The sequence below is a fragment of the Spartinivicinus poritis genome, assembly GCF_028858535.1.
GTDB classification, from domain to species: domain Bacteria; phylum Pseudomonadota; class Gammaproteobacteria; order Pseudomonadales; family Zooshikellaceae; genus Spartinivicinus; species Spartinivicinus poritis.
Genome location: NZ_JAPMOU010000011.1, coordinates 48396 through 62096 on the forward strand (window position 1 = coordinate 48396; position 13701 = coordinate 62096).

General features: G+C 40.6%; 13 protein-coding genes and 1 tRNA gene. 7 read left to right on the forward strand and 7 right to left on the reverse strand.

The genetic code is table 11. From position 1 onward, the window contains the following. Positions 1 to 75 precede the first annotated feature (75 nt). Together aepY and aepX are read right to left on the reverse strand one after the other, a co-directional pair. Entirely contained in the window at positions 76 to 1185 is a 1110-nt protein-coding gene (aepY, locus tag ORQ98_RS10780) for a phosphonopyruvate decarboxylase (protein WP_274688812.1), read from the reverse strand. A 51-nt stretch (positions 1186 to 1236) separates the two neighbouring features. Then, positions 1237 to 2106 (reverse strand): phosphoenolpyruvate mutase, encoded by an 870-nt coding sequence (aepX, locus tag ORQ98_RS10785; protein WP_274688813.1) that lies wholly within the window; start codon positions 2104 to 2106, stop codon positions 1237 to 1239. A gap of 928 nt (positions 2107 to 3034) precedes the next feature. Here aepX and ORQ98_RS10790 point away from each other — a divergent pair. Together ORQ98_RS10790 and ORQ98_RS10795 are read left to right on the forward strand one after the other, a co-directional pair. Further along, positions 3035 to 3457: a hypothetical protein gene (locus ORQ98_RS10790; protein WP_274688814.1), complete on the forward strand. Its 423-nt coding sequence runs from the start codon at positions 3035 to 3037 to the stop codon at positions 3455 to 3457. Between the two features lie 17 nt (positions 3458 to 3474). Beyond that, positions 3475 to 4011 carry a MerR family transcriptional regulator gene (locus tag ORQ98_RS10795; protein WP_274688815.1) on the forward strand — a complete coding sequence of 179 codons (537 nt, stop codon included), beginning with the start codon at positions 3475 to 3477 and terminating at the stop codon, positions 4009 to 4011. A 50-nt stretch (positions 4012 to 4061) separates the two neighbouring features. Here ORQ98_RS10795 and hslR read toward each other — a convergent pair whose 3' ends face one another. Both hslR and yrfG read right to left on the reverse strand, forming a co-directional pair. Further along, positions 4062 to 4469, reverse strand: coding sequence for a ribosome-associated heat shock protein Hsp15 (hslR, locus tag ORQ98_RS10800; RefSeq protein ID WP_274688816.1), 408 nt, complete (start codon positions 4467 to 4469; stop codon positions 4062 to 4064). A 66-nt stretch (positions 4470 to 4535) separates the two neighbouring features. Continuing rightward, the gene (yrfG, locus tag ORQ98_RS10805; RefSeq protein WP_274688817.1) at positions 4536 to 5210 is read right to left on the reverse strand and encodes a GMP/IMP nucleotidase; all 675 of its coding nucleotides are present in this window, start codon (positions 5208 to 5210) and stop codon (positions 4536 to 4538) included. Positions 5211 to 5289: 79 nt separating this feature from the next. On the opposite strand from yrfG, the gene nudE reads away from it, so the two are divergent. From nudE to ORQ98_RS10830, 5 genes are all read left to right on the forward strand, one after another. Next, the gene (gene nudE, locus ORQ98_RS10810; protein WP_274688818.1) at positions 5290 to 5841 is read left to right on the forward strand and encodes an ADP compounds hydrolase NudE; all 552 of its coding nucleotides are present in this window, start codon (positions 5290 to 5292) and stop codon (positions 5839 to 5841) included. 62 nt (positions 5842 to 5903) lie between these two features. Further along, positions 5904 to 6731, forward strand: coding sequence for a 3'(2'),5'-bisphosphate nucleotidase CysQ (cysQ, locus tag ORQ98_RS10815; protein ID WP_274688819.1), 828 nt, complete (start codon positions 5904 to 5906; stop codon positions 6729 to 6731). 80 nt (positions 6732 to 6811) lie between these two features. Beyond that, the gene (locus ORQ98_RS10820; protein ID WP_274688820.1) at positions 6812 to 7573 is read left to right on the forward strand and encodes a substrate-binding periplasmic protein; all 762 of its coding nucleotides are present in this window, start codon (positions 6812 to 6814) and stop codon (positions 7571 to 7573) included. Between the two features lie 320 nt (positions 7574 to 7893). Then, entirely contained in the window at positions 7894 to 9534 is a 1641-nt protein-coding gene (locus tag ORQ98_RS10825) for a peptide ABC transporter substrate-binding protein (protein WP_274688821.1), read from the forward strand. A gap of 84 nt (positions 9535 to 9618) precedes the next feature. After that, positions 9619 to 11238 carry an ABC transporter substrate-binding protein gene (locus ORQ98_RS10830; RefSeq protein ID WP_274688822.1) on the forward strand — a complete coding sequence of 540 codons (1620 nt, stop codon included), beginning with the start codon at positions 9619 to 9621 and terminating at the stop codon, positions 11236 to 11238. 21 nt (positions 11239 to 11259) lie between these two features. Here ORQ98_RS10830 and ORQ98_RS10835 read toward each other — a convergent pair. The 3 genes from ORQ98_RS10835 to ORQ98_RS10845 all read right to left on the reverse strand — a co-directional run bounded on the left by ORQ98_RS10835 (position 11260) and on the right by ORQ98_RS10845 (position 13614). Then, positions 11260 to 11335 (reverse strand) — tRNA-Thr (locus ORQ98_RS10835). A gap of 557 nt (positions 11336 to 11892) precedes the next feature. Then, positions 11893 to 12027, reverse strand: coding sequence for a hypothetical protein (locus ORQ98_RS10840; RefSeq protein WP_274688823.1), 135 nt, complete (start codon positions 12025 to 12027; stop codon positions 11893 to 11895). A 630-nt stretch (positions 12028 to 12657) separates the two neighbouring features. Continuing rightward, positions 12658 to 13614 (reverse strand): GGDEF domain-containing response regulator, encoded by a 957-nt coding sequence (locus ORQ98_RS10845; RefSeq protein WP_274688824.1) that lies wholly within the window; start codon positions 13612 to 13614, stop codon positions 12658 to 12660. Positions 13615 to 13701: the final 87 nt, after the last annotated feature.

Below are 13701 nucleotides of genomic sequence, written 5' to 3' on the forward strand. Positions count from 1 at the left end.
ATATCTTCCTTGTGATGGTTTACCAAACTAAAGAGCTTCTAATCAGCCAAAGGCATTCTGCAGTACACTTGGGCATTACCCGATTCGGCGCTTTAATCGACGGGCTACCTCTGGCGGTGCTATGGTGGGTCGTCCCAGTGCTTTCATGGAGCCAGGTTGAATGGTCAGATGCAGCAAGCAAGGGCCAGACTCATCAAGCTCATTCAGTGCTCGGGCAAAATCCGCCAAGGAGGTGCAGCGATGCCCGCTGGTATAACCAAAGGCGAGTGCCAAACGGACAAAATCGGTAGATTGGGCGGAAGTGGGCTGGGCGCCCGTGGAATCATAGCAACCGTTGTCCAGCACAATGTGAACCAGATTGGCCGGAGCGCTGGCACCGATGCTACTCATTGACCCTGCATGCATTAACGCAGCACCATCCCCATCAATCACATACACCCGCCGACTGGGACAGCCAAGGGCAACACCATGGGCAATGGCACTGGTATAACCCATGGAGCCCACACAATACAAATGCTCTGGCCGATCTGCCAGGGTAAACAGCTCCCGACCCGTCTTTCCTGTCGTGGCAATCATCACGCCTTCCGGGTCTGCATGGGCCAGCAAAGTTTCTAGCGCATCTGCCCGTGCGGGTAGTACTGTTTTGATGTGTGGAGCGTTGATGGAAGAAGGAACGTGAACACCACCTTCAAATTGATCACCGGTCATGATTAATGCGTGAGGTGCCTGCTGTTGCTCCATAGTGTCAATGGCCATTTTTAGACTGCTTTCCATCTGCCCTGGATCTTCAGGCAGCAGGCTCCAACTTACACCGCACTTCTCCAGTAACGAGGGCGTGATGCTCCCCATCAGTTCATGCTGGGGCTCATCCTGGGTACCCGGCTGGCCTCGCCAGGTCATCAGCAACAAGACAGGAATTCGAAAAGGTGCATTTAATGAAGTTAGAGGATTGATCATATTGCCCAAGCCAGAGTTCTGGCTGAGTACCACTGCTTTATTGCCAGCCAGCCAGAGGCCAGAAGCAATGGACAGCGCCTCCCCTTCGTTGGCAGCCATGAGGTAGCGGGTATCCGGACGGGCAATGACCTCATTCACTAACGGTGTCAGATAGGAGCAGGGAACCCCAGTAAAACAGCAGATTTTCCAATCAATCAGGGCAGAGACAAAGTGTTGAACATTCACCATAGGACTTCTCGTTCTGTGAAACGGCGCTCCGTCGGGTTGTCAGCTATCGGATTAGGCAGGCAAGTACTTTTGTTCGGCCTTTTGGTGCTCGTATTCGCTGGTTAAGTTAAAAATGTCGTCTAGCGTAGCAATATCCTGTTCTATCTGGGCAACACTGTTGTTTTGCCGGATACTGCGCGTGATTGAGCGTATGGCGGATATAGCCGCTCGTACACTATGGTTTGCCCAAATCACGGTGGAGACGCCTAACTGCTCAAATCGGTCCGTTGGTATTTGGTAATATTTAGTGGGCACAATAACAATGGGAATGTCCCTCTCCCACTGATGGCAAAAACTCAATACTTCTTCGCCATCAGACTGCTTAGAGTGAATCAGGATGGCATCAGCCCCAGCATCGGCGTAGGCCCTTGCCCGCATCAATGCATCTTCCATCGGAAGACCGCTGACCAGAGCCTCGACCCGAGCAACCACACAGAAATCATCATCCAGTTGGCTGTCCTTGGCGGCCTTGATTTTTCCACAGAACTCCTGAACATCTGCCAGTGGTTGCCCAGCACCAATAAACGAGTTGGTTTTGGGGAACAATTTATCTTCCAAACACACACCAGCTACATGACGTTGAGAAAGTTTTTTTACTAAGCGGCGAACATTGTTGAAATTACCAAAGCCAGTATCACCATCGAGCAACACCGGAACAGTGGTGCAGTCAGTCATAAAATCAACTACCTCCAGAATCTGGGTCCAAGACGCTTCGTTTCGGTCAGTCAGTCCCATGGAGGCGGCAATGGAAAGTCCTGAAGCCCATAATCCTTCAAATCCACTCTCTTCAGCGATTCGAGCACTGAGGGCATTGTGTGATTCCATCAGAAATGATAATTCTTGTTTAAGCAGCAAGGTCTTAAGCGCAGTGGTTGTTTTCATGTTACTTCCCATGTAGTTACTTGACCTATAAGTTACTTGGCCTGTAGGCGTTCATACGCACTTTTAATTAGCGTTGTATAAAATACTCTTTGACAGGCGCAACCAGAACACACTAATATCCAGAACACATTAATAAATACAATGTGTCTCTGCGGATCTAAGACCCATGAGAAGACTCATGAAAAACCCCTTTAAAAGCAAGATGGTTCAGCCCAAAAAGAGACCACACCTGATAGCAGACAATAAAATAATAAAGCTGACGCCTATTTAATTCTATTTTGCTTTCGACAAAACAATAAACGAGGTCTTACAATAAATACAACCGTTAAACACTATTAAAACATGACTTAAAAGTCAAAAAATGCACAGAATATTCAGCAACTGTCAGTAGATATTTTATTTTTTATAGATAAACTGAATGCTCAATAGCTGTACTACAAAGCCTGCATTAAAAAGTGCACATATACAAACTAAATTAAATTGAACTGGACCAAACTAAAAAGCCATGAAAAGTCTTTTTTTAATTATTCGTCAGGGCTTTAAATTCAGCATCTAAACAGCCTTTATCTCCCAACAACATCTCCTAATAACCTCAACCTGACGGCATACCTTCTGTTAACTCCCATACAGTTTTCTTTTTACTATCACTTGCTGGGGTGAATGTAAATACTACTATAGTTCCAATGATAATCAATTTTAAATGGGAATGTTCACGCTTTAAAAATATTAACAAAAGTCTCCATTATCCTAGGAGCTAATTCTTGTTAAATATGCTCAATATTCGACTCAAATTATGAAAAAATCTGACTCAAAACAGCCTTTCCTCGCTAAGGCTTCTATTCTCGGAAAAACTCCTAGCGAGAATTATTGACCTGTCTATAGCTTTATACCTTAGAGTGACATTTTTGCACTGAAGACGGAACGCGATATGTCACTATCAGACCAAGACTTTATAGAGCAGTTTGAACAGCTCACTTTGCCTGCTGAATACTTTAACCATGTGGGTCATCTTCGCTTGGCTTGGTTGTATCTGCAACAGTATGAACTGACTGATGCTATTAACAAAACCACTACAGGCATTCAGGCCTATGCCAATCATTTAGGGGCTAAAGATAAATTTCATCATACTATTACAGAGGCATTAATCCATATCATCTACCATCGCACTATAACAATAATTGATAGCAGTTTTTCTGACTTTTTGTTAGTCAATCAGGATTTAGTGAATAATGCTAAAGATGTACTTTGCCAATATTATTCAGCATCAGTGTTATTTTCTACAGAAGCTAAAAAACTGTTTGTTGAACCTGATAGACTGGCTTTTAGCAACAAACAGTCAGCAATAAGCTAAAGGGTACCTCTAAAGCCATGTTCACTATTGGTCAACTTTGCAAGCAATTTAATTTATCTCGCAGTACTTTGTTGTACTATGACAAAATAGGCTTGCTAAAGCCTTCCACTCGTAGTGAAGCTAACTATCGTTTATATACCGAAGCAGACAAAAAGAAAATGGAGTTAATTAACACCTACCGTCAAACAGGCTTATCTCTGGAAGAAATTACTCAAATTTTAGACAGCGATGAAAGTAAAAGCTGCTCCATTTTGGAGCAACGCCTGCTACAGCTTAATAAAGAAATAAACCAATTACGCCAGCAGCAACAGGTGATAGTTCAACTAATTGAACAACAATCTCTGCATACAAAATCCCGTAATATTAATAAAGAGCAGTGGGTACAACTGCTAAAAGCAACAGGGTTAACCGATGCAGATATGACCCGCTGGCATATTGAGTTTGAAAAGGCAATGCCAGAAGGTCATCAGGACTTTTTAGAGTGCTTAGGTATTGATGAGGAAGAAATTAAAGCCATTCGTACCTGGTCAAAGCAAGGTACTCCTCCTTCTTGATAACTAGTGGGCCATGTGCAAAATAAGGTAACAACTTTATGCATGGACCACTAGTGATCCATCTTATCTTTAAACTGTCGAATATCCCGACGTTGCTTTTTGGTTGGGCGCTTATCCGGTGATAGCTGACTAGCATACACTGACTTTCGCTCAGCAGCATGTGCTTCCCGCTTAGTGATGCTTTCTGCTGTTTCTTCATACAACAGTTGCGCTTCTGGTGCACCACGACGCTGATCTGACAGTGCTTTGATTACAATGACACGTTCATCCCAACCTTGACGAATCGTTAATTGATCACCAACTTGAGGCTCTTTACTAGGCTTGGTTCGTACCCCATTGTAGTGAACCTTTCCCCCCTCAATGGCTTCTTTAGCTAAATTGCGGGTTTTAAAAAATCGCGCAGCCCACAGCCACTTATCCAAGCGAATTTTATCTGTTTCCTGTTTGTCTTTTGCCATTCATTTACAACCTTAATAAATCATTCAAGCTGGCTATACCCGTCGCAAATCCCTTAAATGTATACATTATAAAACAGGCAATAAGTCATGATAATTTGCTACTGCCTCAAACTCTTCTGTGTCTCTGATAGCTTTTTTACTATCAGGCTGTTTAATCGCTAGTAGATGCTTTATGCCATATTTTTTGGCTGACCGTAAAATAGGTAAACTGTCATCTATAAACAAGGTGCGTTTACCATCAAAGTTAATGCGTTGACTCAACCCCTGCCAAAATAACTGCTCTTCTTTAGGGTAGCCAAATTCATGGGAACTGATTAACCAGTCGAAGTATTGAGCTAACTCAACTCTTTCCAGCTTTAACGATAAGCTATCCTGATGCGCATTGGTAATCAGCACGACCTGTTTATCCGACTGATGAAGTGCTCGTAAAAACTCATCCACACCAGGGCGAAGGGTAATTAAGTGCTTTATTTCCTGCTTAAGCTCGACCATATTTAAGTCTAGCTCTTGATTCCAGTAGTCAAGGCAATACCATTCCAGCTTACCCATCATTTGTTCAAATTTAGGGTAAATATGTTGCTTTGCTTCATCAATTGACAACTGGTGCTTCTCAGCATACTTAGCAGGCACATACTCCAACCAAAAATGGTTATCAAAATGTAAATCCAACAAGGTGCCATCCATATCCAGAAGCACTGTATCAATTTGTTGCCAATCCAACATACTATCCCCTTTTAACATACTGCACCCTTGTGAGTTGATGCCCCATTTGAGTTGAGGTAAGCAAGGAGTATGATAGCTTGTTTAAAAGGGGAAAAAAATGAAAACCAAGCCTACCATATTAGATCAAAAAATAGTGGCTGAAAGCCGTCTATTTCGTATTGAGCAAATGGCCTTACGTTTTAGTAATGGTGCCGAGCGAGTTTATGAACGGCTAGCTCCACGAGGCACTGGCCATCAGGCAGTAATGGTAATTCCATTAATCAATGATAATGAAGTGGTGTTAGTCCAAGAATATGCAGCAGGCACTAACCAGTATGAATGGTCTTTACCTAAAGGACTGGTAGAGCCAGGAGAAGATATCTTAGTGGGTGCAAACCGAGAGTTGCAGGAAGAAGCTGGCTTAGCAGCTCAACAGCTAAAAGAGCTGACTGAGTTTAGTCTTTCGCCTAATTATATGTCTCATAAAATGAAAGTCGTTTTGGCTGAAGACCTTTACCCTTCTCGACTACCAGGTGATGAGCCTGAACTGCTGGACACTTGTCGGCTACCTCTAGATCAGTTATACGAATGGGCAATTCGCGCTGATTTTACCGAAGCACGAGCAATTGCAGCGTTATTTTACTTAAAAGAGTTTTTAACAAAGCGCTAAGTGCTCTAACTAAACCTGTTAGTCAAAGCGAATGGCTTATTACTCTTTACAAAGGATAAACTATGAAGTTATTGATTGAGCCTTTACTAGCAATCTGCCAACAGGCAGGCAAAGCCATTATGGATGTTTACCAGCAACCTGACTTTCAGCAGTGGCAGAAACAAGACCAATCGCCCGTCACTGCTGCTGACTATGCATCCCATCAAACTATTATTCAAGGCTTACAACAACTTGCTGATCAATATCCTATATTATCTGAAGAATCAGCGACTATTCCATTTAGCCAGAGGCAGCAATGGTCACGCTATTGGCTGGTGGACCCCCTTGATGGCACCAAAGAATTTATTAAACATAATGATGAATTCACGATAAATATTGCACTCATTGAAGATCACCGCCCCATACTGGGAGTACTCTATGTTCCAGTTACTGGTGAATGTTATGTGGGTGGAGAGAGTCTACCGCCAATGCGTTGGACCCCAGTAAAACACTCCTGGCAATCGCTTACTGCCCTTTCTCAGGATAGCCAAACTCTCTCTATTTTAATGAGCCGAAGTCATCTATCTACTAAAGATCAACAGCTATTGGATAACTTAAAACAAGAATTCTCTGTAAACGTGGTTCATGTAGGTAGCGCAATAAAATTTACTTGGTTAGTAACTGGCAAAGCAAACTTATACTGTCGTTTTACACCAACCTCTGAGTGGGATACTGCTGCAGGCCAAGCAATAGTTGAATCAGCAGGTGGCATGATGTTAAACCCAGAAAAGCTGCCTTTTTCCTATAACCAGAAAGAATCATTAATCAATGGGCCTTTTCTGATTTCAACTTACAGAAGTACCACACTCGAAACTTTATATAAGTACTTTAATCAGCTTTTAGCAGACTAAAAACACTGCAGCCCCAGCATTGTAATCATTAATTAACTGCTATTATTTAACTAAGTTTCCAGCTTTGACTATATGTAAACGTGCAATATATAGCTGCTATTTTAATATTATGCGGACTATTATCCGCTAGCCCGGCTCATACCAAGCCTATAACAATAGGCACTATGAACTTTCCCCCCTATGAGTTCACCAAAGACGGTAAAATCACAGGCATTTCAGTAGATATTGTAAAATCTATCTTTCATGAGCTGGGAATTGATTATAAGCTTGTTGAACTTCCCTGGTCCAGAGCACTTAAATATATCAAAAATGGCAAAATTGACGCTCTCTTTGAAGTGCTATGGAAACAAAAAAGAGAAACCTTTATGGATTACAGCAAAGAAGTGCTGATGCCTGAAACTGCTTCTTTTTTTGTGTTGGCCAGTTCACCTATTCAATACACAGGTGATATGTCACTACTCTCTCCTTATAAAATAGGTGTAAGACAAGATTTTAGCTACGGCTCAAATTTTGATAAATCAGTTGACAATAACCAGTTTAAAGTCATCATTAAACGAACCAGGAATGAAGATTTATTACGTATGCTAAATACTAGAGAAATAGATTTATTAATAGGTGATAAATATGGCATATTATATCTTTATCAGCACACTTTTATCAGATATAAACACGCTATTAAACGCCTTAAACCCGATGTAGAAGACACACCCAGCTATATGGTATTTACCAAAAAACGAGACTTATCAACTCTTCGCGATCGATTCACCAAAGCACTACGCCAATTTAAAGCAGATGGCCGTTATCAACGAATTATCGATCGTTGGGAAAAGCAATTTCAATAAAATATAATAGAAAAAAACAGCCCCATACCCCCTGCTGGAACTTCCCTACCAGTGAAAGTAGCATGTATCATAGACTATTAGATTTTTTGCCATACAATCAAACATAGGAAATATATAATATTATTTATATATGACAGCCACGGATGCTAGGCTATACCACTAACAAACCAATCGGCTATTGCTTCTACTACTGTTTTTAAGTAGTTTGAAGCTGTAGGCATAACACTGCCTACCAAGCTTTTACTTGATTAAAAACGACTAATCAGTCAATAACCAAATAAAAATAGCATAAATAATAATCATTAGGAGAGTAGACCCAAGTGAAATTTAACAAACTACCTAAATTAATAGCAACAGCTATAGCTACAGCATTTATTGCAACAGGGTCTGGCCTTAGCTACCCCACAATGGCTGCTGAAGTACCAGCGGGTGTTGAGCTTGCTAAAGACCAAACACTAATACGAGGCATTGGCGCTGAACCAGGATCGTTAGATCCACAAAAAGTCGAAGGGACCCCCGGTGGTTATGTTGTAAGAGACTTATTTGAGGGATTAGTGACTGAAGACCCTTATGGCAAAATTATTCCAGGGCAAGCAGAGTCATGGACAGTCAGCAACGATAAGAAAGTGTATACCTTTAAAATACGTGACAATGCAAACTGGTCAAATGGTGACCCAGTAACCGCTCATGATTTTGTATTTGCTTTTCGCCGTGCCGTAGACCCCAAGCTTGGCTCAAACTATGCGTGGTATATGGAGCTAATGGGAATTAAAAATGCCTCTGAAGCGATTAATGGTAAGGTGAAGCCTTTTGAATTAGGGGTTAAAGCTATTGATGCTAAAACATTTGAAATTACCTTAGCCAAACCTCTCCCTTTCTTTATCAAAACCCTTGCGCATTATACAACTTACCCCGTACATCAAAAAACCGTAGAAAAATACGGAGAGAAGTGGACTCAGCCAGAAAATATGGTAACCAATGGCCCATACAAGCTCACTAAATGGGTAGTTAATGAACGCATGGAATCGGTAAGAAATAAGCACTATTGGGATGACAAAAAAACGGTCATCAATAATGTAGCTTATTTACCGATAGAATCTTCTAATGCAGAGTTAAATCGCTATAAAGCTGATGAAATGCACCTTACTCATACTATTCCTGAAGATCACTTTCGTAACCTTAAAAAAACTATTCCAGACGAAATTAAAGTACACGGGATCGTTGCTACTTACTTTTACGTATTTAATACCAAGAAAAAACCTTTTGATGACGTAAGGGTAAGAAAAGCCTTAACCCTGGCAATCGATAGGAATATAGTAACTGATAAGATACTTGGAATGGGGCAAATACCTACCTTTTCACTCACTCCTCCTTACGTTGATGGGTTTGAGGCACCAGAAAACCCTTATGCCAGTATGAGTCAAGCTGAACGAGTAAAGAAAGCCAAATTGTTATTAGCCGAAGCAGGCATTAATGAAAATAACCCCTTAAAGTTTGAAGTTCTATACAACACTTTAGAGTCTCATAAAAAAATAGCCCTTGCTGCCGCCTCTATGTGGAAGAAAAACTTAAAACATGTCACTGTTAAACTGCTTAATCAGGAATGGAAAACCTTCTTAGAAACCAAAAAGCAGGGTGATTTCACTGTGGCTCGCTATGGCTGGAATGGCGATTACAATGAAGCTTCTACAATGTTAAGTATTCTTACTACTTCAAGTGGAGCAAACGATGGTAAATACAGTAACGCGAAGTATGACAAGCTATTAAGTCAATCAGCAACCGCCAAAAACCCCAACAAATTTTATCAACAGGCTGAAGCGATTATCGCCAGAGATATGCCAATTTTGCCACTTTACCATTATGTGAGCCATGTTTTACTTAAACAAAATGTAGGTGGCTACGCTAATGCTAATCCACTAGATAATATCTACTCAAAAAACCTTTATATTACTAAAAAATAATTGTTCAGCCCTTAAAGAAATGGATTTTCTTTAGGGGCCATTCAAAATATAAAAAATAAATACAATAATAAATGAGGCCTTTCCATGATAAGAAAATTCTTTCTTATTTTAACCACCGTTATCTTCCTTAATTTCACGATCAATTCCCTCTCTCACGCAGCAGATATCCCACAAGGGGTTAAACTGGCTAAACAACAAATATTATATAGAGGTAATGGATCTGAGCCCACATCATTAGACCCACATCATGTACAAAGTAATGTTGGTGGAAGTATCACAGGGGACTTATTTGAAGGTTTAGTTAGCCAGAATGAACATGGCGACATTATTCCAGCCGTTGCAACCCACTGGGATGTAGCTGATAGCAATAAAACCTTCTCTTTTCACTTAAGAAAAAATGCTAAATGGTCGAATGGTGATCCTATTACTGCCCATGATTTTGTTTATAGCTTCCAACGGGTAGTCAATCCAGTAACAGCCTCAGAATATGCCTGGTATTTGGAAATGGCAGATATTATTAACGCTAAAGAAATTCTAGCAGGCACGAAAAAGCCAAGTACACTAGCTGTAACTGCATTGGATGACTATACCTTGCAAATAAAACTGGCCAATCCCAAACCCTATTTTATAAAAATGCTTTCTCATTACACAATGTTTCCAGTCCACCAAAAAACTGTAGAAAAATTTCAAGATAAGTGGACTCAACCAGGTAACATGGTCAGTAATGGCGCCTACCGGTTAACAAAATGGGTAGTTAATGAACGGGTTGAAGTTGAGCGTAATCCATATTATTGGGACAACCAAAACACAGTTATTAATAAAGTTGTTTTCTTACCTATTGAGTCTAACAATGCTGAGCTAAATCGTTATAAAGCAGGAGAACTAGACCTAACTAGCACCATTCCACCTGATTTTTTCCAACGTTTAAAAAAAGACTCTCCTAATGAGCTTAAAGTTAAACCTCATTTAGCTACGTACTATTATGTTTTTAATACCAAGCGTAAACCATTTAATGATGTAAGGATTCGAAAAGCTCTATCAATGGCGATTGATAGGAGTATCATTGTTAATAAAGTACTAGGTCAAGGTCAGCAAGAAGCTTTTGGCTTTACCCCTCCTGCCATTAATGGTTTTATTAAGCCTGATAACCGCTACGAAAAACTTTCTCAGCAAGAACGCTTACAAATAGCGAAAAAACTCTACCAAGCAGCGGGATTTTCAAAAGATAAGCCACTATCATTTGAACTACTTTATAATACCAGTGAAGGCCATAAAAAAATTGCTTTAGCTATTGCTTCTATGTGGAAAAAAAATTTAGGGATTAAAGTAACAATTAATAATCAAGAATGGAAGTCATTTCTAAGCACTACCCGACAAGGTAATTTTGATGTAGCCAGAGCTGCATGGATTGCAGATTATAACGAGGCCTCTTCTATGCTGGATGTAATGACCAGTAATCACGGCAACAATGATGGTAAATATAATAACTCAGCATATGACCAGTTAATGCTCAGTGCAAAAAAAGCAAAAAACCCTTCGCCATTCTATCAACAAGCTGAAGCAATTTTAGCGAAAGATATGCCTATTGCACCAATTTATCACTATGTGAGAGTACGACTGGTTAAGCCCCATGTTGGAGGTTATATGAATAAAAATCCGACAGATCAGCTCTATTCAAAAAACTTCTATATTATGAAGCATTAGATTACTAATTGGATAGGAAAATGGTGCCGGCACCAAGAGTCGAACTCGGGACCTACTGATTACAAGTCAGTTGCTCTACCAGCTGAGCTATACCGGCACTGTAGAAAAGAGTGGTGATGATAGTTAATCAAAGCACCTCTGTCAATATATGCTTCGTGAATAGCTTTATGGCTTCTATAGATACAATACAACGAAAAAAGCCTGCTTATAAAATAAGCAGGCTTTTAGAATCTTGCCATCCTTGATTCAAGTTCCTTTTGGCTTAACGCTTCCATTCAGTCCTATTATTCAGGACAGTCCTTGTATCTTCCTGATACTAATGGGCCTGAATTCCTTTCAGCATCCCATGGCTTTAATCCGTTTGATTCCTTTGCTACGTCGCTGAATCTGGTGACTATTTTGCCTTTGCTTGCTTTCTTTGTCATTCAGCAAAGGAGCAAAGGTTTGTAGGATATTTGCCATACCGAGTTAAGTTATTCACCCGTTAGACACTAAAATAACCCGAGATATCTGCTACTTTCTTTGTATACCCAGTGCTATGAGTTATTTAGGGATAGCCTACTACTGCGAGACTAACGATAACAAAGCCTAAAAGTGACTCATAATGGATATCTTACAAACAAAAAGCCCACTCTAGGAGTGGGCTTTTTGTTATCATCCATGACGCTGGATTCCTTCCAGCTTTCCTTTTACCTCTTCCTTGAGGTCATGAGTATAAGCCTTTCCTAACAAACTAAGGTCTTCCTTGACCTTTGATGGTGCTTCCTTGCTTGGAACAGGCTTCAACATCGTTGTTGCTATTAAGTATTATTGATTTCCTTGATGAGATCATTAGCTATGATCTATAACTGATGTGAGATATCGACTATTTGTTAATTGAAACTCAAGGACATTTAGGTTCTAGCAGCTGCTACTACCTGTCTCTACTACCTACACTTCTAAATATTTAGGTTATTTGAAAAGCAAAAAGCCCACAATAGTGGGCTTTTTGAGGTTCCATGCGAAGTCAACATCCTGTTAACTCATAATCCTAAAATTTTGTGCAATTGTGTTAACTTCCTGTTCAGTTCTTCCGTTAACCTATTCCCTTTGCTTCATCCTACAAGCAAAATCCTAATTCCCTGATCTGATGAATTCCTTAAGCTTCCTTAGCTTTAGACCATCAACGCGGTTCCTTTGCGTCAATTTCAGTTAATTCCTTTGCAGCTATCCTTAGCTCAATTTATCCTTAACTCAGTTCCTTTGATTACCCTGCAATACTGATGGGTACTTCCTTTTTCAATTCACTAGCGCAATCCTTGCGAGGTGCATCCTTGCACCGATCATCCTTGACCACCTACCCCAGCATTCCTTGCTGAAGTAATGCAGATCATCATAAGTGGGCTTCATTATGAAGGATCACTAAGTAGGATACATCGGCTAAAAGCCAGCTTGAGTTGTAGGAGATTTGCTATTCAGCTTGTCCGCCATACTCACCAAACAGTTTCTTCCCTTTGCTTTGGCCTTATAGAGAGCGGCATCTGCCTGATCGAGTAGGTCATTCAGCTGGTAATCTTGAATGGCACACTCATTAGCTACCAACCCTGCGCTTACTGTTAAAATCTCCGCAATAGGGCTGCCTTCATGAGGAATCTTAACCTGGCGAATAGCATTGAGCAGGCTTTCCCCTATTTTCCTGCCACCCTCTAAGTTTGTATCTGGCAGCAGCACCACAAATTCTTCCCCGCCAAATCGAGCAATCATGTCAACAGAGCGCTTCAGTTGATGCTTTACGGTTTGAGCCACTTGCTGTAGGCATTCATCACCAGCCAAATGGCCATAGGTATCGTTATATTGCTTAAAATAATCTACATCAATCATCATCAAGCATAATGGGCTTTGCCGACGCTTAGATCGTTTTAATTCTCGTTGTACTGCTTCGTATAACCCATTTCGATTAGCAACACCGGTAAGCACATCTTGCTTACTCATTGCTTCCAGCTTAGCGTTAATTCTATTCAGTTCTTGCTGGGAACGGACAATACGTTCCATTGCCTTAACTTGTGCAGACACTAAGGCAGGTTTGATGGGTTTAACCAATATACCATCACCACCTATTGTCAAAGCTTCTGCATACTCATCATCATCGGTACTGGCAGTAATGAAAATAATAGGTAGCCAACTGTCATATTCTTCACGAATTCGTCGAGTAGTTTCCAGCCCACCCATTTTGGGCATATTGATATCCATTAAGACCATATCAATGGCTGTACATTGCATAAATTCTAAAACCTGACAGCCATTTTCTGCCAAGTAAGGAACATGCCCTGCTTTGCTAACAACTTTAGCTAAAAGCAGTCTAATTGAGGGAGTATCTTCAGCAATTAGAATATTCAAAGACGCTACCTATCCTTGGCATTACATAGAAGACGTATTTTTATTAACTAGTATATACACTTATAGAGATTGCTGCCGATAAATAAA

What these genes read in the sequence shown, in the direction of transcription:
- aepY (WP_274688812.1), bottom strand. Translation starts at nt 1,185, where the DNA reads ATGGTGAATGTTCAACACTTTGTCTCTGCCCTGATTGATTGGAAAATC.
- aepX (WP_274688813.1), bottom strand. Translation starts at nt 2,106, where the DNA reads ATGAAAACAACCACTGCGCTTAAGACCTTGCTGCTTAAACAAGAATTA.
- ORQ98_RS10790 (WP_274688814.1), top strand. Translation starts at nt 3,035, where the DNA reads ATGTCACTATCAGACCAAGACTTTATAGAGCAGTTTGAACAGCTCACT.
- ORQ98_RS10795 (WP_274688815.1), top strand. Translation starts at nt 3,475, where the DNA reads ATGTTCACTATTGGTCAACTTTGCAAGCAATTTAATTTATCTCGCAGT.
- hslR (WP_274688816.1), bottom strand. Translation starts at nt 4,469, where the DNA reads ATGGCAAAAGACAAACAGGAAACAGATAAAATTCGCTTGGATAAGTGG.
- yrfG (WP_274688817.1), bottom strand. Translation starts at nt 5,210, where the DNA reads ATGTTAAAAGGGGATAGTATGTTGGATTGGCAACAAATTGATACAGTG.
- nudE (WP_274688818.1), top strand. Translation starts at nt 5,290, where the DNA reads ATGAAAACCAAGCCTACCATATTAGATCAAAAAATAGTGGCTGAAAGC.
- cysQ (WP_274688819.1), top strand. Translation starts at nt 5,904, where the DNA reads ATGAAGTTATTGATTGAGCCTTTACTAGCAATCTGCCAACAGGCAGGC.
- ORQ98_RS10830 (WP_274688822.1), top strand. Translation starts at nt 9,619, where the DNA reads ATGATAAGAAAATTCTTTCTTATTTTAACCACCGTTATCTTCCTTAAT.
- ORQ98_RS10840 (WP_274688823.1), bottom strand. Translation starts at nt 12,027, where the DNA reads ATGTTGAAGCCTGTTCCAAGCAAGGAAGCACCATCAAAGGTCAAGGAA.